Below are 25,000 nucleotides of genomic sequence, written 5' to 3' on the forward strand. Positions count from 1 at the left end.
ATGAGTATTACTGCGCAATCGGTCTGGAATAATTGTCTTAATTTTATAAAAGATAACATTCAGCCGCAAGCTTATAAAACTTGGTTCGAACCAATTGTTGCAGTTAAACTTGCAGAAAATGCTTTGAGTATTCAGGTACCTAGTAAATTCTTTTACGAATGGCTAGAAGAGCATTATGTGAAAATCTTAAAAGTTGCACTTACCAAAGAGTTAGGCGAAACAGCCAAGCTAGTTTACATTATTAAAATGGAAAACACCTATGGTAACAAACAACCTTTTACAGAAAGAATACCTAGTTCTAATAGGTCTTCTGTAAAAGCGCAAGATGTAGATATTCCTTTAAACAATAAAAATCGCGAATTACGCAACCCTTTTATTATTCCAGGAATTAGAAATGTAAAAATCGAGTCGCAACTAAACCCAAACTATAACTTCGAAAACTTTTTAGAAGGAGATTCTAACCGTTTAGCTAGAAGCGCAGGATTAGCTGTAGCTAGTAAACCCGGAGGAACTTCTTTTAATCCACTATTAATATTTGGAGGTGTTGGTCTTGGTAAAACACACTTAGCACATGCTATTGGTGTAGACATTAAAGACAAGTATCCTGAAAAAACAGTTTTATATATTTCTGCTGAAAAATTCACGCAGCAATACATAGACTCTGTTAAGAAGAATAACAGAAATGATTTTATTCATTTTTATCAAATAATAGACATCTTAATTATTGATGATGTGCAGTTTTTATCTGGTAAATCTGGAACACAAGATGTATTCTTCCATATTTTCAACCATTTACACCAAAACGGAAAGCAAGTTATTTTAACAAGTGACAAGGCTCCTGTAGATATGCAAGATATTGAGCAACGCTTATTATCTAGATTCAAATGGGGACTTTCGGCAGAATTACAAACACCAGATTTTGAAACCAGAGTATCGATATTAAAAAACAAATTATATCGTGATGGTGTAGAAATGCCAGATGATATTATTGAGTATGTTGCAAAACATATTAAATCTAATATTAGAGAACTGGAAGGCGCAATTATCTCATTAATTGCACAATCTTCTTTTAACAAAAAAGAGGTTACTATAGACTTAGCGAAACAAGTTGTTGAGAAGTTTGTAAAAAACACAAAACGTGAGGTTTCGATAGATTATATCCAGAAAATAGTTTCCGATTATTTTCAAATGGATGTAGATACACTACAATCTAAAACTAGAAAACGTCATATTGTACAAGCTAGACAATTAGCTATGTTTTTTGCTAAAAAACTAACTAAAGCTTCGTTAGCAAGTATTGGTTCTCAAATTGGTAAACGTGATCACGCTACTGTATTGCATGCTTGTAAAACGGTTAACAATTTATCTTCTACAGATAAACAATTTAGAAAATACGTAGAAGATCTAACCAAAAAGCTTTCGGTTTAAATTACAAATACAACCTTTTTCAAATAAAATATTATGACTAAAATACTAATGGTTTGCCTTGGTAATATTTGTCGTTCTCCTTTGGCTGAAGGTATTTTACGCGATAAACTTTCTACAGAAGAGTTTACTATTGACTCTGCGGGAACTGGAGATTACCATATTGGCGATTTACCAGACCAACGCTCTATTAACGTTGCAAAAAAATACGGAGTAGATATCACCAATCAACGCGGTAGACAATTCTCCGTCACAGATTTCGATGTTTTTGATTTGATTTACGTCATGGATAATTCCAACTTTAAAAACGTAGTTAAATTAGCAAGAAATGAAAATGATATTGCTAAAGTAAAACTTATTTTAAACGAAGTATACCCAAACCAGAACTATGATGTTCCAGATCCTTATCACGATAGTGACCAAGGTTTTGAAAATGTTTTTAAGATGTTAGACGAAGCAACAGATGTTATACAACAAAAGGTTACAAAAATTTAAAACACTAAAAATCAAGTGTATTCCTTTATATTTTTTGTAATTTTAAAAAACAACATCTTAAAAATTCTCTAAATGAAAACTATTATAACCTTAATTATAGCACTGTTTTCTTTCTCCTGTTTTTCACAAAATATAAATATAGAACTTTTTTCTAACGGACTTTCTAATCCGGTAAACATAAAACACGCAGGTGATGATAGATTATTCGTTGCAGAAAGAGCTGGTATAATTAAAATCATCAATACTGATGGTGTTTTAGCGAGCACTCCCTTTTTAGACATAAACGCATTAGTTTCTAATAATGGTGGAGAACAAGGTTTACTTGCTATGGCATTTCATCCAGACTATACCACCAATGGTTATTTTTATGTCAACTATATTGATAATAATGGGGACACGGTAATTTCCAGATTTACAAGAAGTACTACTGCTATTGCAGATCCAAATTCAGAGTTGGTTTTTATGAATATTAGCCAACCTTACTCCAATCATAATGGTGGCGATATGCATTTTGGTACCGATGGCTACCTTTATATTTCCACAGGAGATGGTGGTTCTGGTGGTGACCCTGAAAACAGATCACAAAATTTAACTTCCCATTTAGGAAAACTATTACGTATAGATGTTGACAACCCTGTAATTGGCGGACTTAATTATTCGATTCCTGCAGACAATCCTTTTTTTGGTAATACAGATAACATAAAACAAGAAATATGGGCTTATGGCCTACGTAACCCTTGGAAATGGTCTTTTGATAGAGATACTGGAGATATCTGGATTGCAGATGTTGGTCAAAACCAAATAGAAGAAATCAATATGGTTCCTGACGCAAGTTCAGGTATAAATTATGGCTGGCGTTGTTATGAAGGAAACGACACGTACAACACAGCAAATTGCCCTTCTGCTAGCACATTAACATTTCCTGTTGCACAATACTCACATAGTAATGATGGTATTTTTAAATGCTCCATTACTGGAGGTTATAGATACAGAGGTACAGCACAACCAACACTAAACGGTTTGTACTTTTTTGCCGATTACTGTAGTGATGAGATTGGTTATGTGCAAGAAAACGGAACAACTTTTAATCTAACATTAATCGATCAATTTGGTAATGATGGTTTTTCAGCTTTTGGAGAAGACATTAACGGAGAACTTTATATTGCTGGCATTAGAACCGGAATTATCTACAAAATAGTGGATGCCGATTTAAGTATTGAAGAGCAAAGTATATTTAATATAAAAATGTATCCGAATCCTGTAATAGATAGTTTACATTTAGATTTTAGAAACACAACACATGTAATTAAAGAAATTCATATATTTAATTTACATGGAAAATTAGTGAAGTCCGTTTCCATGCCTAAAAACACTATTACCACATTATCTACTAAAGAAATGCAAAGCGGATTATACTTCATTGAAATTAATGCCGAAAACGGAAGCAAAAAAACAAGTAAATTTATTAAAAATTAATGGAAAATATTACCGGTAAACTATACCTTATACCTACCACATTAGGAGACAATGCTCCTTTAGAAGTTTTACCTATTTCAGTAAAAAAAGTAATAGAACAAGTAGACACCTTTATTGTTGAAAACGAAAAAACAGCAAGGCGTTTTATAAAAAGCATAGAACCAAGAAAGTCACAATCTTCATTAACCTTATTTCCTTTAAATAAGTTTACAGATGTGGCAGAATTGCCAAGCTATTTAGAACCATGTCTACAAGGAAAAAACGTTGGACTACTTTCTGAAGCAGGTTGCCCTGGCGTTGCAGATCCTGGTGCAGATATAGTGAAAATTGCACATGATAAAAACATACAAGTAGTACCTTTGGTTGGACCTTCTTCTATATTATTAGCAATAATGAGCTCTGGAATGAACGGACAAAGTTTCACTTTTAATGGTTATTTACCCATTGACAAGGATGAAAAGAAACAAGAAATAAAACAATTAGAACGTCTTTCTTTTGAAAAAAACCAATCACAGATTTTTATTGAAACGCCGTATAGAAACAATAAGATGTTAGAAGACATGTGTCAATATTTAGAAGGAAACACCCTTGTTTGTGTTGCTTGTGATATTACATTACCAACAGAGTATATAAAAACAAAAACGGTAAACAACTGGAAAAAAACAAAGGTTGACCTTCATAAAAGACCAACCATTTTTATAATTCATAAAAGTTAGTTATTAAATAATACTAGCTTTTGCTTTTTTATTTGCTTTTACAAGAGAAGTATCATAACCTGAAAACTTCTTCATGTAATGTTTAATCGAAGTACCAAAGGCATCTTCAAAACCAGTTTCACCGTAACTTCTTAAGTATTTTTTTACGCTTCCAGGCCCAGCTAAATGCGCTGCAGCTAGAATTCCAGACTCGGTTACCAAAACACCATTAATGGTCATACCATTAAAACGTTTGATGTCTCTACGTAAAATCCATTTATTACGTTGTGCATTTGCAACAAATGCCTTTTCCTGTAATTCTGGGTTTTGTAAAAATTGATTCGGGTTGTAAATTCCAATCATTTTTAGCGTCTCAGCTCCAAATTGGTATTTTCCTAAATAACCAAACTTGTTTACTGTAAAATAATCTCCTCCAGATTCTTTAAAAGCTAATGCTTCTTTAAAACCTACAAAGGACTTTCCTAAAGTTGGTTTGAATTTTTCATTTGGTGTTGGCGTACGAAATGCAAATACTTTATCTGACACTTCTATTGTAGCAACATTTTCTTGTTCTTCGTAGTTTATTAAATCGATAAACGTTTCCGAAGAAAACGCAAGCTTTAATAAAGTACATATGGTTAGTAATAGCGTAAACTTTCCAATATTTTTTATCATAACGAATAATTTTTCAGTAATAATTTATTAATAATCACTTATAATTTTTCAGCGTGCAAATATACAACTTTTATTTTAAACCTGAAAACCAACTACTTATACGTTTCTGACTCAAAATTAGATGTTTATATTAATTATTCAAAAATTAGTCGATTAAAGACCTTTAAAAGTAGATAGCATGGAATTTAAGTCCGTTTTTATCATTAAATTCTAACGTAGGAAATGGCACTTTAATTACGTTGAAAATACTAAAAACAGATCTCAAGAAGTGTGAATTTGTTTTTATTCTGGTTAAGTCTACATCTAGACTTAGATAATATTGTCGTTTTCTGTCTTGATTTAAAAAGGAAAGATCTTCGGTTTCGCTGTTTCCGGTAAGCATACCTTCTGCGCCATATCCAAATGCAACATTGAGCCACTTTGGTATCTTTTCATTCTTAAAAAAAGAATGCACGTTAGCACTTAACCAATAGGTTTGTCCGTTATAATCTTTTAAAATTTCTTCTAATAAACCTTCACCTAACTTTTCTGGTCTTTGTGAAGCATATTTTGTTTGATGAAAAGAATACTTTAAGGTGATGCGCTGTTCTTTCCAAAGTAATTCTTGTCCGACATACAACCCCGTTCCAGCAGCATTGCTAATCATGTCTCCCCAAGAAAAACCCCACTCTTTAGAATAGCCATCAAAAACTTCCACTACAGTTAGAAATCCGAAACCTAAAGTTGCACCATAAAGCAATTGATCTTTTTTGCATACACCACTCCAATGTAAAAGCTCTGCTCCTGCTCTACCTACTTGATAGGAAGAGAACACATGGCCAAACTTATCCATTTGAAGCCACTCGTCATTATCATTAAGCGTATGTAGTTTTGATTTTTCATAATCGGCATACCAAAGCTGGTTTAAACCAACTAGTGAGAGTCCTATTACAGAAGCTTCGGTAATTACTAAAGCATTTCTTCTTGGCGTATGTAAAGTATCGCTTGGTGTAAGAAACCTATTGATTCCAGATTGTGAGAATACACTTGTTATGGTACATAAAACGAATAGTAGGTATAAAAGTGCTTTCAAGATTACCTATTTATGCCTTGGCTATTAATCCAACGTACATATTCATTTCTATTTGCGTTATGCTGACTTAAAGTTTTAGCAAATTTGTGGTATCCAAAGTTTTTCACATTGGCAACAAAATAGTAGTAGTTATGTGTTTCGGCATTTAAAACCGCATCTATTGCAGACACGTCCGGCATAGTGATTGGTCCTGGAGGAACCCCTGGATATTTGTAGGTATTGTACTTAGAATCGATTTCTAAATCTTTATATAAAACACGTTTAATGACTTGGTTAAAATCATTTTCTTTTAATTTTTTAGCATAAATCACTGTAGGATCCGCTTGTAAAGGCATCCCTTTTCTAATTCTATTTAAATACACACCAGCAACGCGAGGTCGTTCGTCCACCTTTGCAGTTTCCTTATGTACTATGGCAGCAATAGACATTACTTCGTTAATAGAAAGGTTAAGTGCTTTTCGTTTTTCGTTTCTAGACGCATTCCAAAAAGCTTGATACTCCTTCAGCATTTTATTTCTAAATCCTTCCGCAGAAGTATTCCAGTATATTTCATAACTGTTAGGAATATACATGGATAATGCAGAGTCCTTATTAAAATCATTTTCCTTAAAAAAGGTTTCGTCGGTCATCGCCTTTAAAAGGGAAAGACTATCTGCTTCAATTTGAAAGGCAACTCTACCAGCTAAATCTTCTAATCGTTCTTGATTATTAAAACTTAGTTTTAACGGAATATTATTACTTCGAATAGAGTTTATAATCTCATTATTATTCATTCCTTTTTTAATAACATACCTACCAGCTCTAAGGTTTGTGGTGTATTTCTTTTTTTCCGCCAGAGCATCAAAAGAATCCATATCTTTCAATAATGGCTCAAGCTGTTCTCTTACATCCTTATAACTTGCTTGACTAGAAACATACACATACGCTTCTTCATTATTAAAAGCAGTGTTTTCTTTAAACATCGCTTTATATACAAAATTTGCAAAAAACGCAGCTATTACCAGACCGATTACTAAAACTGCTATAAGTATTTTTTTAAAGTACATTTATTTATGAATGAGTTGAAAAATATATTCGTTTTTAAATTTATTGTTGACTAAATTCCAGTCCTTTTTTAATCCGATTTCTTGAAATCCTTGATTTTTGAAAAGCTTCTGACTTGCAATATTGTCTTCCGAAATATTACAATACAGCTGATGCAAGTCTAAATGCGTAAAACAATAATTCACTAACAAGCTTAAAGCTTCTTTACCAAAACCTTTTTGTCTGTTAGCTGCTTCTTTCACAAGAATTCCTATTCCTGCGCGACGATTTTTAAAATCGAAATCAAAAACATCAATCATACCAAGAGCCACATCATCATAACTACAAATAACTAGTCGCAATTGTTTTACTTCGTAAATATCTTTGTGTGCATGCTCTAAATACTGTTTGATTAAATACTTAGAATATGGAGTTATGGTATTGCTAATTTCCCAAATACTTTCGTCGTTTTCAATAGTATGAATAAACGCTAAGTCTTCGGGTTCTAAAGCACGCAAATAAATATGTTCGCCTTTTAATGTAATCATGAAAGAATGCCTTTAAAAACTTGTTTCGCTGGACCAATTAGCCAGATGTCGTGATATGCATTTCCGTTTTTATTAAAAGAAACTTGCAACGTTCCTCCTTCTACTTGTAAGGTAATTACGTTTTTTTCGGTTTCGCCAATATAATGCATTGCTAATGCAACTGCTGTAACTCCTGTTCCGCAAGATAAGGTTTCATCTTCTACACCGCGTTCGTAGGTTCGAACAGCAAAAGTGTCTTCATTTATTTTAGAAACGAAGTTTACATTGGTTCCTGCTTCATTATATGGATTGCCGTATCTAATTTTTGCACCTTCGGTTTTGATATCCAATTCTTTAAGATTAGCTTCCTTTTGCACATGATGAGGAGAACCTGTATTTAAAAAAATATGATTGGCATGTTTTTCTATTTGATCTACATCCTGCATGCGAAGTTTTATAATATCATCATCTATAATGGCATCATGCATCCCATCAATAGCTTCAAAAGTAGCGTGATTTTTTACAATGTTTAAAAATTTCGCAAAAGCAACAAGGCATCTACCTCCATTTCCACACATAGTACTTTCGTTTCCATCGGCATTATAATACACCATTTTAAAGTCGGCAGTTGGATGATTTTCTAGTAATATCATTCCGTCTGCTCCAACACCAAAACGTCTATCGCATAAAAAAGCAACTTGTTTGGTATCTTTTTTATCAAAAGTTTCTAAACGATTATCGATCATTACAAAATCGTTTCCTGTGCCTTGATATTTATAAAAAGTGTGTGTCATTAAATAGAAATTATTACGACAAATATAGTAATATTAAACCGTATTCTCAGGTGTTAAATACGCGTTAAAGTTGAATTTATTAAACAACATTTTTTTAATTTTAATCGTTAACCTTTTTATACTAAACAGATATAATATTATGAAAAAGATTTTATCCCTATTATTCGTTTCGGCATTAGGAGGAGCAATTACTCTAGGTGCTTATAAAACTTTTATTGAAAAAGACCAACAAGTGGTAATACAACAAAACCAGGAACAACCTTTTACCGTGCCTGTAAACCATACAACCAATACTGGTTTTATTGCAGAAAATGATGTGAATTTTGTCTCGGCAGCAGAAAAGACAATACATACTGTGGTACACGTAAAAAACACTACCGTAAATTCTAGTCAGATGACTTTTGAAGATTTATTTTACGGCAGACAAACAAAACGTGCGCAAATAGGCACTGGTTCTGGAGTCATTATTTCTCCGGATGGTTATATTATCACCAACAACCATGTTATTGCAGGTTCTAGAGAACTTTCGGTGACCTTAAATAATAACAAGACCTATGATGCTACCATTATTGGTACCGATGAAAAAACAGATATTGCACTAATTAAAGTAGAACCAGACGAAGAATTACCTTTTACTACTTTTGGAGATAGTGACGAAGCAAAAATTGGCGAATGGGTTTTAGCTGTTGGTAATCCCTTCAACTTAACCTCTACCGTTACTGCAGGAATTATAAGCGCTAAGTCTAGAGATTTATCTGGTTTAAGCAACCAATCTTTTATACAAACAGATGCAGCAGTAAATCCTGGGAATTCTGGTGGCGCACTAGTAAATACAAATGGCGATTTAATTGGAATCAATACCGCAATTACATCGCAAACGGGTTCTTATATTGGCTATTCTTTTGCTGTACCGAGTAATATTGCGAAGAAAGTGGTTCAGGATATCATGGAGTTTGGTAATGTGCAAAACGGCATTTTAGGTGTTAAAGGAAGTCCTATTAGTGCTGGATATGCTGAAAAATTCGGACTAAATACTTCCGAAGGTTTCTATATTGAAGAAGTAGAAGAAGATTCTGGTGCAGATATGGCAGGATTAAAAAGTGGCGATATTATTCAGAAATTGGAAAATATTGAAATTAGAAAGTTTTCCGATTTAAAAGGATTTTTAAATGCCAAAAGTCCGAATGATATTATACATGTTACCGTTTTAAGAAATGGAACACAAAGAGTATTTCCGGTAACTTTACTTAAAAATGAAACCTTAACTGTTCCTATTATAGGTGTTATTAAAAATGCGAAACCTAAGGATTTAAAAAAATACAAAACAAATAATGGAGTAAAAATCGCTAGTCTAACTAATAATAAAAACTATCTAGGCTATTGGATGAATAACGGTGTGCAAGTTGGAGATATTATTACTGCCATAAACGATACTAAAGTAAATAGTATTGAAGATGTACAAGCGATTATAAAAAACAGACATGCAAATGAATTATTACGCATAGAACTTATAAATTCTAAAGGAGAAAAAGAAAGATATAATTTTAGATAGTTCTATTAAAATACACAAATTTACAACAAGCGCTCTAGTCTTTTCTAGAGCGCTTTTATTTTATTAAAAATTAGCTACGAAAACGTTTGAAATATATTACTTTTGCGAAAAATTTAACAACACAAAAAATATTTAACAATGCCTATTAACGAAACTTATGAAAGCGAATTAGCTTTTCAAGCAGATAGACGTAGAGCTACTGTAGAATTTATTAAAATAGTAAGCGACCTTTGGTACGATAAATCTATCGAACTGGTAATTTTTAGAAATCAATTAATAGACAAAAATGTTAGTGACATTTTAAACTTGCACGAATATGCTTGTGAATTTGTACAAAAACCTATTTCTATTTTTGACTCTGTAGAAATTGCTCAAGCAATTAATACACTAGATCTTCCTCCTGCAAAATTAGATATTGGTAAATTAACCTATGAGTATCATATAGAAGAAGGAAAATACAATAACGCTACCGCATTTGTTGCAGACAAACTAAAAGATGCTAGTAAAAATGGCACTATAAAACCTAAAGACGTGGTGCTTTATGGTTTTGGAAGAATTGGACGTTTAGTAGCAAGAGAGTTAATGACTAAAGCTGGAAAAGGAACACAATTACGTTTAAGAGCCATTGTAACTCGTGGAGCTGTGGATGCTACCGTTTTAGAAAAAAGAGCTTCTTTATTACGTAACGATTCTGTGCATGGCGATTTTTCGGGAACGGTTTCTATCGATGTAGAAAATAGTGCCTTAATAATTAATGGTACTACTGTAAATATTATTTCGGCTAATGCACCAGAAGATATCGATTATACAAAATACGATATTGATAACGCTTTAGTAATTGATAACACTGGAGCTTTTAGAGATGAAGAAGCTTTAAGCAGACACTTAAAATCTAAAGGAGTCGATAAAGTATTACTTACTGCTCCTGGAAAAGGAGTACCAAATATTGTGCATGGTGTAAACCATACCGAGTATAATCCAGACGAAGTAAATATCTTTTCTGCAGCATCTTGTACTACCAATGCTATTACTCCAATTTTAAAAGCGGTAGAAGATTCTTTCGGTGTAAAATCTGGACACTTAGAAACAATTCATGCATATACTAATGATCAGAATTTAGTAGATAATTTTCATAGTAAATACAGACGTGGACGTGCAGCAGCATTAAACATGGTAATTACAGAAACTGGAGCAGGAAAAGCAGTTAGTAAAGCCTTACCAAGTTTAGAAGGAAAATTAACTTCTAACGCTATTAGAGTTCCTGTACCAAACGGATCTTTAGCTATTTTAAATTTAGAGCTAGAAAACTCTACTTCTGTGGAAGGCATAAATACCATCATGAAAAAATATGCGCTGGAAGGGGATTTAGTAGAGCAAATAAAATATGAGTTAAGTGACGAATTAGTATCTAGTGATATTGTTGGTTGCTCCGCTCCTTCTATTTATGATAGTAAAGCAACAATTGTTAGAGAAGATGGTAAAAATGCCATCTTATATATATGGTATGATAACGAATATGGTTATAGCCATCAAGTAGTTAGACTAGCAAAATATATTGCAAAAGTTAGAAGACATACTTATTATTAATAGTAACGTCTAAATTTTAATTAGAAACGTATATATTAGAGCCTCACTTTTGTGAGGCTTTTTAATTAAAAAAAAATTATGTTAAATGTATTTATTCCGAAGTATTTTGAACTTCATTTAGCATCTAAATAAACATAATTTGTTATTTTCGTAAAAAATAAACCAAACTAATTTACTAAATGAATTCTTTTAAATTTATTATAATTCTATCTATATCTTTATTCTGTACCACGGTTAGTGCACAAACGGAAAGTAACGAAGAAGAAGACAAACTTTCATTAAATACTGGTACTATAGATAATCAGTTTGAATACATTTTAAGAAAATCTGGTAACTTTAAAGGTACTAACGGACAACCTTATGAAGCAGTTAAACGCAGTATGTTTCTTACGCTACAAGCACATACTATTGATTCATTAAAAACAATCCATAAAGAATTAACAGAAACACAAGCTGTGGTAACTAGCCAATCGAAAGAAATTGCTACTTTAAAAACGAGCTTAGCGAATACACAAGGTACTTTAGAACAAACAAACGAAGAAAAAGACAGCATGTCTTTATTCGGAATGTTAATGAGTAAATCTAGTTACAACATCTTAATGTGGTCTATTATTGGCGGTTTATTAGCTTTCTTATTATTTTTCATCTATAAATATAAAAATAGTAACGCCATTACTAGAGATGCCAATAAATCTTTAGCTGAAATTGAAGAAGAATTTGAAGAGCATAGAAAAATAGCTTTAGAGCGTGAGCAAAAAGTGAGAAGACAACTGCAAGACGAATTAAACAAACAAAAAAATAATAGCTAATAACTTTTAGATACTAAAATAATTAAAGATCTGTAAATATATTTTACAGATCTTTTTTTTTGGAAACATCAAACCTAAAAACCAATTCTTTAAACGCATTATCTATTCTTTTTTAGACTTCAAAAGGTCTTTAAATCCTGATTCGTAAAAACCTTTCTTTTTCATCATATTCTTTGCATCTTTGCAACTTATAAGAAAGACTATGAGAATTGATATCATCACCGTTTTACCAGAATTACTAGAAAGTCCGTTTAGCGCTTCTATACTTAAACGAGCTATTGAAGCTGGCTTGGTAGAAGTCCACTTTCATAATTTACGCGATTATACCACAGACAACTATAAATCTATAGACGACACCCAATTTGGTGGTGGTGCTGGAATGGTAATGATGATTGAACCTATCGATAAATGCATCACCAAACTAAAGGCGGAGCGTAATTACGATGAAGTGATTTATATGACTCCAGATGGCGAAACCTTAAATCAAGGAATGGCGAATCACCTTTCTTTAAAGGAAAATATTATTATTCTTTGCGGACATTATAAAGGTGTAGACCAACGTGTTCGCGACCTATTTATTACCAAAGAAATCTCTATTGGAGATTATGTTTTATCTGGCGGAGAACTTGGTGCTGCTGTTTTATGTGATGCTTTAATACGACTAATTCCTGGAGTGCTAGGAAACGAAACTTCGGCTTTAACAGATTCTTTTCAAGACAATTTATTAGCGCCTCCTATTTATACAAAACCTAGAGAGTATAAAGGATTGGAAGTTCCGGAATTATTATTTAGTGGAAACCATGCGAAAATTGAAAAATGGAGAGAAGAGCAAGCATACCAACGTACTAAAGATAGAAGACCCGATTTATTAGAAGATTAAATTTTAAAGTTTTTCATCTAAAAAACAACAAATGCAACCAAGAATAGAATCGGTACCAGAAAAAAAATTAGTCGGAACGCCTGTAACCATGTCTTTAATAGACAACAAAACTTTCGAGCTATTCTCTGATTTTATGCCGAATAGAAAGCAAGTGAAAAATAGTTTAGGCACTGCTATTTATGAAGTCATGGAATACGATGGCGAACATTTTAAAAACTTTAATCCGAATAAAACCTTTAAAAAATGGGCTGCTTTAGAGGTGGAAAATTTGGAGGAGATTCCAGAAAACATGAGTACCCTTATTTTAGAAAGCGGATGGTATGCTGTTTTTACTTATAAAGGATTAGCAAAAGACTTTTCAACTTTAATGCAATACGTTTTTACGGATTGGTTGCCAAAATCGGAATACGCTTTAGCCAACAGACCTCATTTTAATGTCTTAGGAAACAAATACATTAAAGATTCCCCTGACTCTGAAGAAGAGGTGTATATACCTATACAATTAAAGTAAGGAAGTTATCTTCTTGTAGCAATCTTGATTTGCGTTAAGGATTGCAAGGTTGTTTGAGCTCTTTTTTGGCTTTCTCAAAAAAAGCGAGCCTGAAAAGCCTGACGTTTTGTGATCCTGCAAGGCTTGTACCAAACTTGTTTTGGTATCTCTCTTTAAAACAACAAAAGGAAACGCCCAAACACTTCTAATTTCAATCCGAAAAACGAGATTTAATTTTTGTTTTGCTCTTTGGTAATTAAGTTTTTATAACTATCTTTGCAAAACTTTTGAGTTAACCTCTGGCGAGAATCGCGAATGTTGCCTTGAAATAACTAATAAAATTAATAAAGATGGAATCTTTAATAAAATTTGTACAAGACGAATTTGTAGCAAAAAAAGACTTTCCAGAGTTCGGAGCTGGAGACACTATTACAGTGTATTACGAAATTAGAGAAGGAGAAAAAGTACGTACACAGTTCTTTAGAGGTGTTGTTTTACAACGCAGAGGAACTGGATCTTCAGAGACATTCACAATTAGAAAAATGTCTGGAACTGTTGGTGTAGAACGTATTTTCCCTGTAAACTTACCTGCTTTACAAAAGGTAGAAGTAAACAAAAGAGGAAAAGTTCGTAGAGCTCGTATCTTTTACTTTAGAGGTCTTACTGGTAAGAAAGCTAGAATTACAGAAAAAAGACGTAAATAATTTTAAGCATTTTATACATTTAAAAAGCCTTGAGAAATCAAGGCTTTTTTACGTTTTAACGTTATCAACAAAAGTTAATAACTCGAGTTAATAAACCGTTGATAACTAGTGCTTTAAAAATTTTTATTTTTTAAGTTCTTGTCCTATCTTAGCTAAAGAATTACACATCACATCAGTGAGTTTCTTATTAAAAGAGAATGAAAAGTGAAATTCTATTAGAGATTTATTCTTTAATTATAATTGTTTTTTGAGGTTTGAAAGTTGCATGTGTATGCATGTATCACCGAAGAACCATGAAATTTTAAAAAGTGCTATATATCTAGGTAGATAGTAACTAATAAAATGGAAAGCTTCTATAAGTAGTAACAACGAAAGTGAAAACTAAAAAAAAGAGGCAATGTTTAAAAAGAAAGGCAACGCGCAAGTGAAACCAGAAATTTAATCATCAAGAAAAACAGTTAACCGAAACATTTTAGTAACAAGTCAATACATTTTGAAAGTTACAACATAAAATGTTTTATTGAATTAGTGCAGTTGGAATCTAAATGTTATAAAACGCAAGTTTTAAAAACAAATTTAACAGCAATGTTAAATAGATGATACCTAACTATTTCAAAAAAAGCCATATCCCACTAGATTAAATTCTACGTGATATGGCTTTTGTGTTCTATATACTTTCTATACTTTTACGGAAATTCTTCCTTTAATGAACCTACCTTTAATAATAGATAAAACATACAACAACAAAGACTACTCTGCAACAGAATTGCCTAAAGCAGAATATGATAATTGTACCTTTACCAATTGTGTGTTTACAGACTGCTATTTAACCAGTAATTCATTTCTAGAATGTGAATTTATAGATTGTAACTTAAGTAATGTTAAAGCCAAAGGGGTTACTTTAAAAGATGTAAGCTTTATACATTGTAAAATGATTGGCTTTCCTTTTAACGAATGCAATTCATTTCTTTTAGAACTTAACTTTAAAGATTGTAATTTAAGTCTTGCCTCCTTTTACCAATTAAACATTAAAAACACCAACTTCAATTCCTGTAATCTGGAGTCGGTAGATTTTACGCAAACCAATTTAACAGCAGCATCCTTTACGAATAGCAATTTAGAAAAAGCCATTTTTGAGAACAGCAATCTAGAAAAAGTAGATTTTACAACTGCGAAAGACTATACCATACATCCAGAGAAAAACAAACTAAAAGGTGCGAAATTTAGTGAAAATGGATTATTCGGACTCTTAAGTATGTATGGAATTAAGGTAGAATAAAGCATAATCCACAAAAATACCTCTCTTTTATTGCATCCTTCGTAATTATGAAGTATCAAAACTGTACTTATTTCCATTAACTACTGCTTTTTTGTATATTTACACGGCTTTATTACTAAGCAATATTTAATTCAGCAAACAAATTAAACATGACAAAAAATTCAACAATAATTTATACTAAAACGGATGAAGCACCAGCTTTAGCTACGCATTCATTTTTACCAATAGTTCAAGCTTTTACAAACTCTGCAGGAGTAAAAGTAGAATCAAGAGACATCTCATTAGCATCAAGAATACTTGCTGTGTTTTCAGATATGTTACCAGAAGACCAACGTGTTAAAGATACATTGGCAGAATTAGGAGAATTGGTAAAAAAACCAGAAGCTAATATTATAAAATTACCAAATATTAGTGCATCTGTACCACAGTTAAAAACAGCCATCAAAGAATTACAAGCAAAAGGATACGCTTTACCAGACTATCCGGATGAACCAGAAACTGCTGAGGAAAAAAATATTAAATCTCGTTACGACAAAGTAAAAGGTAGTGCAGTTAACCCAGTATTACGTGAAGGTAATTCGGATCGTCGTGCTCCAAAAGCGGTTAAGAATTATGCGAAAAAGAATCCACATTCTATGGGAGCTTGGAGCAAAGACTCTAAAACGCATGTATCTACCATGACACATGGTGACTTTTTTCACAATGAGAAATCGATAACCCTTGACGAAGCTACAACAGTCAAAATTGTACATACAGACGAGAAAGGAAAACAGACTAATTTAAAAGAAGGTCTAGATTTACTTAAAGGAGAAATTATTGATGCTACCATAATGAGTAAAAAAGCATTAATCGAATTTTTAGAAGAACAAGTAGAAGATGCCTTAGATAAAAGCGTATTGTTTTCATTACACATGAAAGCAACGATGATGAAAGTAAGTGATCCAATTATATTTGGTCATGCTGTTCGTGTATTCTTCCATGATTTATTTAAAAAACATGGTAAGACATTCGAAAAAATTGGTGTAGATGTGAATAATGGTTTTGGAAACTTACTTGAAAAATTAAGTGATTTACCTGAAAGTAAACGCGACGAAATAAGAGAAGATATCCGATATGCCTTAGACCATAGTGCAGATTTAGCAATGGTAAATAGCGATAGAGGTATTACAAATTTACATGTCCCTAGTGATGTTATTATTGATGCTTCTATGCCAGCAATGATTCGTACTTCTGGACAAATGTGGAATGCAGAAGGTAAACTACAAGATACTAAAGCAGTAATTCCAGATAGTAGTTATGCTGGTATTTATGATGCAACTATAAAATTTTGTAAAAAACATGGTGCTTTCGATCCTACAACAATGGGAACAGTTCCTAATGTTGGACTTATGGCTCAAAAAGCAGAAGAGTATGGTTCTCATGACAAGACTTTCGAAATAAAATCAAAAGGAAAAGTGGAGGTTATAGATGCTTCTGGTAAGGTTCTTTTAGCCCACAAAGTAGAAGCTGGAGATATTTGGAGAATGTGCCAAGTAAAAGATGCTCCTGTACAAGATTGGGTAAAATTAGCGGTTACTAGAGCTAGAGCTTCTCAAACTCCTGCTGTTTTTTGGTTAGATAAAAAAAGAGCGCATGATGCAGAATTAATTAAAAAAGTGAATCTATATCTTTTAGATCATGATACTACTGGTTTAGATATTCGAATTCTCCCTCCTTTTGAAGCAACTAATTTTACACTAGAAAGAGTAAGAGAAGGAAAAGATACTATTTCCGTTTCTGGAAATGTTTTACGTGATTACTTAACCGATTTATTCCCTATTCTAGAATTAGGTACTTCGGCAAAAATGTTATCTATTGTTCCCTTAATGAATGGTGGAGGTTTATTTGAAACTGGTGCTGGAGGTTCTGCACCAAAACATGTGCAACAATTTGTGGAAGAAAACCATTTACGTTGGGATTCTTTAGGTGAATTTTTAGCACTTGCAGTTTCCTTAGAACATTTAGGGGAAACAAATAATAATGAAAGCGCTTTAGTTTTAAGTGAAACTCTAGATGAAGCAACAGAGAAATTACTAGAAAATAAAAAAGGTCCTTCTCGTAAAGTAAACGAATTGGATAATAGAGGAAGTCATTTCTACTTAGCAATGTATTGGGCGGATGCTCTAGCAAACCAAACAAAAGATCTAGATTTAAAAGAAACCTTTACTGCTATAGCAAAGGCTTTTCATGAAAATGAAGAAGTAATTGTTAATGAGCTAAACAAAGTACAAGGTAAATCTGTAAAAATGGGAGGCTACTATAAACCAAACGAAGATCTAACTAGCAAAGCAATGCGACCTAGTAAAACCTTTAATACTATTGTGAATAGTATTAAATAAAACATCAAGTTAATATAAAAAAAAGCTCCTTTCTAGGAGCTTTTTTTGTTTTCTTTCCCTGTTACTAATAGTAACTTTTTGTAATGAATAACATAATTTAAATAAGAATTTAATATCTTAATTAAAAATAGTAATTTATTAAATTCTTATTTAAATTATGTTATCCATTCCATATTTTTAAGGAAAAATAAACAAACTAAAAATGCTGCACCTAAAAAAAATATTCTTTTTAATTTTTTTAACAAGCGCTTCTATATATAGTCAAGAAAAATTCACCTTAAGTGGAACCATTCAAGAAGCTACAAGTAATGAAACGCTAATTAGTGTAAACATTATTGTTCCAGAACTACAAACAGGAACAACTACCAATGAATATGGCTTCTACTCCATCACGCTACCTGAAGGCAATTACAAAGTAATTATTAGCTACATTGGTTTTGCTGAAGTTGTGGAAACTATTAATCTTTCCCAAAACATTACCAAAAATTATAGTTTAGTAGAGGCTACCCAAAATCTAGACGAAGTGGTTATTAAAGAAAATGTGGAAAGATTAAATATCAAAAAACCGCAAATGAGTGTAAACGTACTCTCTTCCAGTACCATAAAACAAATTCCCGCTATACTTGGCGAACCAGATGTTATCAAAGCAATAACCATGCTTCCAGGAGTTACCACTGCCGGCGAAGGTGCCTCTGGATTCAATGTACGTGGTGGTGCCGCAGATCAGAATTTAATTTTATTAGACGAAGCTACTATCTATAATTCTTCCCATCTATTTGGATTCTTTTCGGTTTTTAATCCCGATGCCATAAAGGATTTAAAATTATATAAAGGAGGAATTCCTGCACGATATGGCGGACGTGTTTCTTCCGTTTTAGACATATATCAAAAAGAAGGAAATAATAAATCGTTTCATGCAAATGGTGGCATTGGAATTGTTTCTAGTAGACTTTTAATTGAAGGTCCTATACAAAAAGAAAAAGCCTCTTTCCTTTTAGGAGGAAGATCTTCGTATGCACATTTGTTTCTTCCGCTATTTGATGTAGATAGCAAAGCATATTTCTACGATTTAAACACAAAAATAAGCTACAAAATCAACAAAAATAACAATGTATATTTATCCGGTTATTTTGGCAGAGATGTATTTAGTTTAAGCGATAGTTTTAAAAACACCTATGGTAATTCAGTTTTAAACTTTAGATGGAATCATTTATTTTCTAATAAATTATTTTCAAATACCTCTTTAATTTATTCCGATTATTATTACGGTTTAGATTTAAACTTCATTGAATTCAAATGGAATTCTGGCATTAGAAATTTTAATTTTAAATACGATTTAAAACATTACTTAAACGATAAAATAAAACTGCAATATGGTTTAAATAGTATTTATCATAAATTTAATCCTGGCGAAATTGAGCCTTCTAGTCCATCCTCAGGAATAAATCCAAGAAAGTTAATCGATAAATATGCTTTTGAAAATGCGATATATATAGATGCAGAACATAAATTAACAGATAAACTTACCGCTTCTTATGGTTTGCGTTATAGTTCGTTTTTACGTTTGGGACAAAAAGAATTGAATGTGTACGAAAATGATAACCCAATTCTATTTAATGAAGCGCTTCAAATTTACGAAAAAGCAGATCCTATTGGTATAGAGTCTTCTAGCAAAAGTGAGGTATTAGAATCTTTTGGTAATTTAGAACCTAGGCTAGCACTTGCATATCAGTTAAATAATAACACTTCTATTAAAGCTAGTTATAACAGATTAAGTCAGTATTTACATTTGCTCTCTAACACCAGTTCTCCAACACCTTTAGATGTTTGGACACCAAGTGGAAAATACGCAAAACCACAACTATTAGATCAGGTAGCTATTGGTTATTTTAAAAATTTTAAAGACAGAATCTTTTCTTTAGAAGTAGAATCCTTTTACAAAAAAGTAAAAAATAGAATAGACTATATAGACGGAGCAGATTTAATTGCGAATGATGCTATTGAACAAATTATTCTAAACGGAAAAGCAAGAGCATATGGTTTAGAAGTTTTATTCCGAAAAAATGAAGGGCGTTTTAAAGGATGGTTCGCCTATACATTATCCAAATCGGAACAAAAAACACCAGGAAGAACTCCTGCAGAAACAGGAATAAATAATGGTAATTGGTACAACACAGCATATGATAAAACCCACGATGTATCCATCACTGCAAGCTATGATTTAAATCTAAAATGGACTTTTAACGCGAACTTTTTATTACAATCCGGACAACCAGTAACCTACCCAAATGGACAATATGAATACAATGGGGTAACCATACCAAGCTATGCAAACCGAAATGAATTCAGGCTACCAACCTACCATCGTTTAGATATTTCAGCAAACTACACACCAAAACCAGACAAACAAAAAGGATGGCAAACCTATTGGGTTTTTGGTATTTATAATATGTACAATAGACGCAATGCAGCATCTATAAGTTTTAGAGAAAATGAAGATACAAGAGCAAATGAAGCAGTTCGCCTTTCTATTTTTGGCATAGTGCCTTCTGTATCCTATAATTTTAAATTTTAAGAAGATGAAGAAAATATTAATCATACTAGTAATAGCTGTTTTAAATTTTTCTTGTGAAGATGTTGTAGATATAGACTTACCAACTTCAGAAACTAGATTAGTTATTGATGCTTCCATTAATTGGTTTAAAAACACTACAGGAAACGAACAATCTATAAAATTAAGTTTAACTGCGCCATATTATAATAGCGAAACACCGCCTGCAAATAATGCGCAAGTGATTATTATAGATGCAAATAATAATACTTTTGAATTTATAGAAGAAGACCAAACTGGAATCTACCATAATAACTCATTTGTTCCAGAAATTAATGGTGTTTACAACCTAAGTATCAATTATAACGGAGAAGTTTTTACAGCAACCGAAACATTACAATCTGTTGCAGAAATTGAATATGTAGAACAAGATTTAGAAGGTGGTTTTACAGGAGAAGAAACAGAAATTAAAGCCTATTTTACAGATCCTATAGACGAAGAAAACTATTACTTTTTTGAGTTTATTCCTAGTATAGACATGCCTATCACATTAGATACTTTTAAAGATGAATTTGTAAATGGAAATGAAATTTTCGGCTTTTATACCGAAGAAGATCTAGATGAAGGAGAAAGTGTAATAATAAGAAACTATGGCGTATCCGAACGTTTCTACGAGTTTATGTTTATCCTTTTACAACAAAGTAGTGAAGATGGTGGTGGTCCTTTTGAAACCCAACCTGCAACCGTTCGCGGTAATTGCATCAACCAAACCAATCCAGAAAATTTCCCTTTTGGCTATTTTAGATTATCCGAAGTATCTGAGTTTAATTATACTGTCGAGTAATATTATTTGGGCGTTACCATACAAACCTTTAGGGTTTTGTATGGTCGTGCTGTACACTATATCTTTTGCTTAGGCAAAAGGATGCCGTTTCCATCACTAACGCAAAACAAAAAATCCGTATTTTTACAGAATGACATTTACTAAAACCACAGAACAAGACTCCAACCATAATCATCTAGAAAAGATGACTATTTCCCAATTACTTAAAAATATAAATAACGAAGATAAAACAGTTCCTCAAGCGGTAGACAAAGCATTACCGCAAATTGAAAAACTGGTAGAACAAATTGTAGCAAAATTACAATCTGGTGGACGATTATTTTATTTAGGAGCAGGGACAAGTGGTCGTTTAGGTATTTTAGATGCGAGCGAATGTCCTCCTACTTTTGGTGTATCTCATGATTTAGTAATTGGTATCATTGCTGGTGGAGATATTGCTATTAGAAAAGCAGTAGAGTTTGCAGAAGATTCCACACAACTAGGTTGGAAAGATTTACAAGCATATAATGTAACTAACAAAGATGTTGTTATCGGCATTGCTGCTTCGGGTACCACTCCTTATGTTATTGCAGCATTAGAGACATGCAATAAAAACAATATAATAACAGGTTGTATTACTTCTAATCAAAATAGTCCACTATCACTTACAGCACAATTCCCTATTGAAGTAGTTGTTGGTCCAGAATTTGTAACTGGAAGTTCAAGAATGAAAGCAGGAACTGCTCAAAAATTAGTATTAAATATGTTAACTACTACTACTATGATTCAACTAGGTCATATTAAAGGTAACAAAATGGTAGATATGCAACTAAGTAATAACAAACTTGTAGATCGTGGAATTAGAATGATTATGCAAGAAATAGAGGTTACCCAAAAAGTAGCAGAACAATTATTAAATGAACACAAAAGCGTAAGAGCAGTAATTCAAAACTATAAAAATGGAAACTAATCATACCAACAAAGATGTATTGGCAAAAGGGTTAAAAACAATGCTAATTACTATAGTACTAATGTTTTTAGGTCCAGTATTAATATATATTGCTTTTAGTAATGAAGACAAACCTTTGTATTATCCGTTGCTTATTGCAGGAATAACTAGTTGTATTTGTGCCATCTATTTCGGATTTAAAGGTATCAATACGATTATGGATAGTATGTTTAAAAAACAATAATTACTCTACAATAATTTGTTTTGGTGTTGTAGGGTTATAACCAAATGTGGCATCTTCAATAGTAACACCTAACCTATCCAAAATATAACTTATAATTGCATAATGATGAATGGTATGGCTATTAGCTTGAGCTAATAAAGCCGCAAATGTGTAGTCTATTTTGGTTTTACCTAAACCTAAATCATCTATAACCACAATCTGTTGTTTCACATCTTTGTCGTTTAAATCTTCTAATTTATTAATTATAGTGTCTAAGTAACAGATTGCTGTATTACAACAATTTTCTACATCCAAGTTTCTTTTTCTTGCTGTTAAATCTACTTCATTGTCTACCACATTGAAGATACAATCATAAAAATCTAAAATATGACGTATATGTGAACCTACACTGGAAAAGTAAGGAGGTATGGAAACATCGCTTAACTTTTCATCAGAAAGGTTAAATAGTAAAATTCGTGATTTATTAAGGGTAAATAAAGAAGATTGAAGGACTATGTTCATGTAGACTAAAATAACTAAATTAATTTAATATAAAAATTATTTTTCATTAGTCCTATTACCAATGAATCCTTACACATTATTGCATAAAAAAAACCTTAATAGATATAGATATCTCGCATCTATCCTTCCAGTCCCCTTTAATGGATAACTTCTATATTTTGGTTGATTTTATTGCATAAAAAAATCCTCAACAAATAAATGTTGAGGATTCTCTAAAAAAGGCGACGACCTACTCTTCCACAATGTAGTACCATCGGCGCAAATGGGCTTAACTTCTCTGTTCGGAATGGTAAGAGGTGAGCCCCATCGCTATAATCACCTTAAGCTTTGGTCCCGCATTTGTTGCGGGATTTCTTTTTAGTAGCCTTTACGGCATATAAAAAGATAAATATCTTAACATATTGAAAAAATTACATGAATGTATTGTATGTACTCTAAAAAAACAGGCGTACAATAAGCCTATGGGTTATTAGTATCACTCGGCTATGACATTACTGCCTTTACACCTATGACCTATCAACGTAGTCATCTCCTACGACCCTTTAAAGAAATCTCATCTTGTGGTGGGTTTCGCGCTTATATGCTTTCAGCGCTTATCCCTTCCAAACGTAGCTACTCTGCAATGCTCCTGGCGGAACAACAGATACACCAGAGGTTTGTCCATTCCGGTCCTCTCGTACTAGGAACAGATCCACTCAAATTTCTAACGCCCACAGTAGATAGAGACCGAACTGTCTCACGACGTTCTGAACCCAGCTCGCGTGCCACTTTAATGGGCGAACAGCCCAACCCTTGGGACCTTCTCCAGCCCCAGGATGTGACGAGCCGACATCGAGGTGCCAAACCCCCCCGTCGATATGAGCTCTTGGGGGAGATCAGCCTGTTATCCCCGGCGTACCTTTTATCCTTTGAGCGATGGCCCTTCCATGCGGAACCACCGGATCACTATGCTCTACTTTCGTACCTGATCGACTTGTAGGTCTCTCAGTCAAGCTCCCTTATGCCATTGCACTCTACGCACGATTACCAACCGTACTGAGGGAACCTTTAGAAGCCTCCGTTACTCTTTTGGAGGCGACCACCCCAGTCAAACTACCCACCAAGCACTGTCCCTTCGTTAGAAGGTTAGACTCTAGATAAGCAAAGGGTGGTATTTCAACAATGACTCCACAACGCCTAGCGACGCCGCTTCAAAGTCTCCCACCTATCCTACACATTACTTATCCAAAACCAATACTAAGCTATAGTAAAGGTGCACGGGGTCTTTTCGTCCCACTGCGGGTAATCGGCATCTTCACCGATACTACAATTTCACCGAGCTCATGGCTGAGACAGTGTCCAGATCGTTGCACCATTCGTGCAGGTCGGAACTTACCCGACAAGGAATTTCGCTACCTTAGGACCGTTATAGTTACGGCCGCCGTTTACTGGGGCTTCATTTTAGATCTTCGCCGAAGCTAAACCCTCCACTTAACCTTCCAGCACCGGGCAGGTGTCAGGCCATATACGTCATCTTTCAATTTAGCATAGCCCTGTGTTTTTGATAAACAGTCGCCTGGACCTTTTCACTGCGGCCACCCCGAAGGGTGGCGACCTTTCTCCCGAAGTTACAGGTCTATTTTGCCTAGTTCCTTAGCCATGAATCTCTCGAGCTCCTTAGAATTCTCATCCCAACTACCTGTGTCGGTTTAGGGTACGGGCTGCTTCATTCGCTTTTCTTGGAAGTCGCTTTTCTGGATTATCACCGCGACCGTAGTCTTAGTGTACTATCGAGGTGTTACCACTCTCTTCAACGAACTATTCCGTCAGTTCGCACCAAATTTACGCCTCCGTCACTTTTAGTATGAGCAGGTACAGGAATATTAACCTGTTGTCCATCCACTACCCCTTTCGGGTTCGCGTTAGGTCCCGACTAACCCTCAGCTGATTAGCATAGCTGAGGAAACCTTAGTCTTTCGGAGTGCGGGTTTCTCGCCCGCATTATCGTTACTTATGCCTACATTTTCTTTTGTAGCTACTCCAGCATGCCTCACAGCACACCTTCAACGCCACTACAATGCTCCCCTACCAC

The 25,000-nt window shown here is 33.4% G+C and carries 22 protein-coding genes and 2 rRNA genes (1 of these 24 cut by a window edge); 16 read left to right on the forward strand and 8 right to left on the reverse strand.

From position 1 onward, the window contains the following. The 4 genes from dnaA (at position 1) to FG167_RS00020 (ending at position 4,112) form a co-directional block, all read left to right on the forward strand. A complete protein-coding gene (gene dnaA, locus FG167_RS00005) occupies positions 1-1,428 on the forward strand; it encodes a chromosomal replication initiator protein DnaA (RefSeq protein ID WP_055443551.1) in 1,428 nt (475 codons plus the stop codon). 33 nt (positions 1,429-1,461) lie between these two features. Then, entirely contained in the window at positions 1,462-1,920 is a 459-nt protein-coding gene (locus tag FG167_RS00010; protein WP_203459472.1) for a low molecular weight protein-tyrosine-phosphatase, read from the forward strand. A 72-nt stretch (positions 1,921-1,992) separates the two neighbouring features. Then, a complete protein-coding gene (locus FG167_RS00015; RefSeq protein ID WP_203459473.1) occupies positions 1,993-3,396 on the forward strand; it encodes a PQQ-dependent sugar dehydrogenase in 1,404 nt (467 codons plus the stop codon). After that, entirely contained in the window at positions 3,396-4,112 is a 717-nt protein-coding gene (locus FG167_RS00020) for an SAM-dependent methyltransferase (RefSeq protein ID WP_203459474.1), read from the forward strand. The genes FG167_RS00015 and FG167_RS00020 overlap by 1 nt, the downstream gene beginning before the upstream one ends. 3 nt (positions 4,113-4,115) lie before the next feature. Here the strand turns inward: FG167_RS00020 and FG167_RS00025 are convergent, their stop codons facing one another. The 5 genes from FG167_RS00025 to dapF form a co-directional block, all read right to left on the reverse strand. Beyond that, a complete protein-coding gene (locus tag FG167_RS00025) occupies positions 4,116-4,766 on the reverse strand; it encodes a peptidoglycan-binding protein LysM (protein WP_203459475.1) in 651 nt (216 codons plus the stop codon). Positions 4,767-4,929: 163 nt separating this feature from the next. Continuing rightward, positions 4,930-5,838, reverse strand: a complete 909-nt coding sequence (locus FG167_RS00030; protein ID WP_203459476.1) for a DUF2279 domain-containing protein — start codon at positions 5,836-5,838, stop codon at positions 4,930-4,932. Positions 5,839-5,840: 2 nt separating this feature from the next. After that, the gene (gene mltG / locus FG167_RS00035) at positions 5,841-6,884 is read right to left on the reverse strand and encodes an endolytic transglycosylase MltG (protein WP_203459477.1); all 1,044 of its coding nucleotides are present in this window, start codon (positions 6,882-6,884) and stop codon (positions 5,841-5,843) included. Further along, positions 6,885-7,409, reverse strand: a complete 525-nt coding sequence (locus FG167_RS00040) for a GNAT family N-acetyltransferase (protein WP_055443558.1) — start codon at positions 7,407-7,409, stop codon at positions 6,885-6,887. Next, positions 7,406-8,182 carry a diaminopimelate epimerase gene (gene dapF / locus FG167_RS00045; RefSeq protein ID WP_203459478.1) on the reverse strand — a complete coding sequence of 259 codons (777 nt, stop codon included), beginning with the start codon at positions 8,180-8,182 and terminating at the stop codon, positions 7,406-7,408. The genes FG167_RS00040 and dapF overlap by 4 nt, the downstream gene beginning before the upstream one ends. A gap of 139 nt (positions 8,183-8,321) precedes the next feature. Here dapF and FG167_RS00050 point away from each other — a divergent pair, with 139 nt between their 5' ends. The 12 genes from FG167_RS00050 (at position 8,322) to FG167_RS00105 (ending at position 22,428) form a co-directional block, all read left to right on the forward strand. Then, entirely contained in the window at positions 8,322-9,734 is a 1,413-nt protein-coding gene (locus tag FG167_RS00050) for a trypsin-like peptidase domain-containing protein (protein ID WP_203459479.1), read from the forward strand. A 138-nt stretch (positions 9,735-9,872) separates the two neighbouring features. Next, complete coding sequence (locus FG167_RS00055) at positions 9,873-11,321, forward strand: glyceraldehyde-3-phosphate dehydrogenase (protein ID WP_203459480.1); 1,449 nt, start codon at positions 9,873-9,875, stop codon at positions 11,319-11,321. A 179-nt stretch (positions 11,322-11,500) separates the two neighbouring features. Next, complete coding sequence (locus tag FG167_RS00060) at positions 11,501-12,130, forward strand: tRNA (guanine-N1)-methyltransferase (protein ID WP_203459481.1); 630 nt, start codon at positions 11,501-11,503, stop codon at positions 12,128-12,130. 202 nt (positions 12,131-12,332) lie between these two features. Beyond that, positions 12,333-13,010, forward strand: coding sequence for a tRNA (guanosine(37)-N1)-methyltransferase TrmD (trmD, locus tag FG167_RS00065; protein WP_055443563.1), 678 nt, complete (start codon positions 12,333-12,335; stop codon positions 13,008-13,010). 31 nt (positions 13,011-13,041) lie between these two features. Beyond that, positions 13,042-13,521, forward strand: a complete 480-nt coding sequence (locus FG167_RS00070) for a GyrI-like domain-containing protein (RefSeq protein WP_203459482.1) — start codon at positions 13,042-13,044, stop codon at positions 13,519-13,521. Between the two features lie 329 nt (positions 13,522-13,850). Then, positions 13,851-14,204, forward strand: coding sequence for a 50S ribosomal protein L19 (gene rplS / locus FG167_RS00075; protein ID WP_203459483.1), 354 nt, complete (start codon positions 13,851-13,853; stop codon positions 14,202-14,204). Between the two features lie 706 nt (positions 14,205-14,910). Beyond that, positions 14,911-15,483: a pentapeptide repeat-containing protein gene (locus FG167_RS00080; RefSeq protein WP_203459484.1), complete on the forward strand. Its 573-nt coding sequence runs from the start codon at positions 14,911-14,913 to the stop codon at positions 15,481-15,483. Positions 15,484-15,632: 149 nt separating this feature from the next. Continuing rightward, on the forward strand, positions 15,633-17,861 hold the full coding sequence (locus FG167_RS00085) for an NADP-dependent isocitrate dehydrogenase (RefSeq protein ID WP_203459485.1): 2,229 nt from the start codon (positions 15,633-15,635) through the stop codon (positions 17,859-17,861). 202 nt (positions 17,862-18,063) lie between these two features. Then, positions 18,064-20,436 carry a TonB-dependent receptor gene (locus FG167_RS00090; protein WP_203459486.1) on the forward strand — a complete coding sequence of 791 codons (2,373 nt, stop codon included), beginning with the start codon at positions 18,064-18,066 and terminating at the stop codon, positions 20,434-20,436. A 4-nt stretch (positions 20,437-20,440) separates the two neighbouring features. Continuing rightward, on the forward strand, positions 20,441-21,256 hold the full coding sequence (locus tag FG167_RS00095) for a DUF4249 domain-containing protein (protein ID WP_203459487.1): 816 nt from the start codon (positions 20,441-20,443) through the stop codon (positions 21,254-21,256). Between the two features lie 130 nt (positions 21,257-21,386). Beyond that, positions 21,387-22,205, forward strand: a complete 819-nt coding sequence (gene murQ, locus FG167_RS00100) for an N-acetylmuramic acid 6-phosphate etherase (RefSeq protein ID WP_203459488.1) — start codon at positions 21,387-21,389, stop codon at positions 22,203-22,205. Further along, positions 22,195-22,428 carry a DUF6095 family protein gene (locus tag FG167_RS00105; protein ID WP_203459489.1) on the forward strand — a complete coding sequence of 78 codons (234 nt, stop codon included), beginning with the start codon at positions 22,195-22,197 and terminating at the stop codon, positions 22,426-22,428. The genes murQ and FG167_RS00105 overlap by 11 nt, the downstream gene beginning before the upstream one ends. On the opposite strand, the gene FG167_RS00110 is transcribed toward FG167_RS00105, so the two are convergent. From FG167_RS00110 to FG167_RS00120, 3 genes are all read right to left on the reverse strand, one after another. Beyond that, positions 22,429-22,929, reverse strand: a complete 501-nt coding sequence (locus tag FG167_RS00110; RefSeq protein WP_203459490.1) for a hypothetical protein — start codon at positions 22,927-22,929, stop codon at positions 22,429-22,431. A 216-nt stretch (positions 22,930-23,145) separates the two neighbouring features. After that, positions 23,146-23,252: ribosomal RNA gene (gene rrf, locus FG167_RS00115) — 5S ribosomal RNA — on the reverse strand. Positions 23,253-23,378: 126 nt separating this feature from the next. Beyond that, a 23S ribosomal RNA gene (locus tag FG167_RS00120) occupies positions 23,379-25,000 on the reverse strand; it runs 1,200 nt beyond the window's last position.

This window comes from Lacinutrix sp. WUR7, from assembly GCF_016864015.1.
In the GTDB taxonomy this organism is placed as follows: domain Bacteria; phylum Bacteroidota; class Bacteroidia; order Flavobacteriales; family Flavobacteriaceae; genus Oceanihabitans.

Excerpts from the sequence above, each read along its gene's own strand:
- dnaA (WP_055443551.1), top strand. The coding sequence starts at position 1 with ATGAGTATTACTGCGCAATCGGTCTGGAATAATTGTCTTAATTTTATA.
- FG167_RS00010 (WP_203459472.1), top strand. The coding sequence starts at position 1,462 with ATGACTAAAATACTAATGGTTTGCCTTGGTAATATTTGTCGTTCTCCT.
- FG167_RS00015 (WP_203459473.1), top strand. The coding sequence starts at position 1,993 with ATGAAAACTATTATAACCTTAATTATAGCACTGTTTTCTTTCTCCTGT.
- FG167_RS00020 (WP_203459474.1), top strand. The coding sequence starts at position 3,396 with ATGGAAAATATTACCGGTAAACTATACCTTATACCTACCACATTAGGA.
- FG167_RS00025 (WP_203459475.1), bottom strand. The coding sequence starts at position 4,766 with ATGATAAAAAATATTGGAAAGTTTACGCTATTACTAACCATATGTACT.
- mltG (WP_203459477.1), bottom strand. The coding sequence starts at position 6,884 with ATGTACTTTAAAAAAATACTTATAGCAGTTTTAGTAATCGGTCTGGTA.
- FG167_RS00040 (WP_055443558.1), bottom strand. The coding sequence starts at position 7,409 with ATGATTACATTAAAAGGCGAACATATTTATTTGCGTGCTTTAGAACCC.
- dapF (WP_203459478.1), bottom strand. The coding sequence starts at position 8,182 with ATGACACACACTTTTTATAAATATCAAGGCACAGGAAACGATTTTGTA.
- FG167_RS00050 (WP_203459479.1), top strand. The coding sequence starts at position 8,322 with ATGAAAAAGATTTTATCCCTATTATTCGTTTCGGCATTAGGAGGAGCA.
- FG167_RS00055 (WP_203459480.1), top strand. The coding sequence starts at position 9,873 with ATGCCTATTAACGAAACTTATGAAAGCGAATTAGCTTTTCAAGCAGAT.
- FG167_RS00060 (WP_203459481.1), top strand. The coding sequence starts at position 11,501 with ATGAATTCTTTTAAATTTATTATAATTCTATCTATATCTTTATTCTGT.
- trmD (WP_055443563.1), top strand. The coding sequence starts at position 12,333 with ATGAGAATTGATATCATCACCGTTTTACCAGAATTACTAGAAAGTCCG.
- FG167_RS00070 (WP_203459482.1), top strand. The coding sequence starts at position 13,042 with ATGCAACCAAGAATAGAATCGGTACCAGAAAAAAAATTAGTCGGAACG.
- rplS (WP_203459483.1), top strand. The coding sequence starts at position 13,851 with ATGGAATCTTTAATAAAATTTGTACAAGACGAATTTGTAGCAAAAAAA.
- FG167_RS00080 (WP_203459484.1), top strand. The coding sequence starts at position 14,911 with ATGAACCTACCTTTAATAATAGATAAAACATACAACAACAAAGACTAC.
- FG167_RS00085 (WP_203459485.1), top strand. The coding sequence starts at position 15,633 with ATGACAAAAAATTCAACAATAATTTATACTAAAACGGATGAAGCACCA.
- FG167_RS00090 (WP_203459486.1), top strand. The coding sequence starts at position 18,064 with ATGCTGCACCTAAAAAAAATATTCTTTTTAATTTTTTTAACAAGCGCT.
- FG167_RS00095 (WP_203459487.1), top strand. The coding sequence starts at position 20,441 with ATGAAGAAAATATTAATCATACTAGTAATAGCTGTTTTAAATTTTTCT.
- murQ (WP_203459488.1), top strand. The coding sequence starts at position 21,387 with ATGACATTTACTAAAACCACAGAACAAGACTCCAACCATAATCATCTA.
- FG167_RS00105 (WP_203459489.1), top strand. The coding sequence starts at position 22,195 with ATGGAAACTAATCATACCAACAAAGATGTATTGGCAAAAGGGTTAAAA.
- FG167_RS00110 (WP_203459490.1), bottom strand. The coding sequence starts at position 22,929 with ATGAACATAGTCCTTCAATCTTCTTTATTTACCCTTAATAAATCACGA.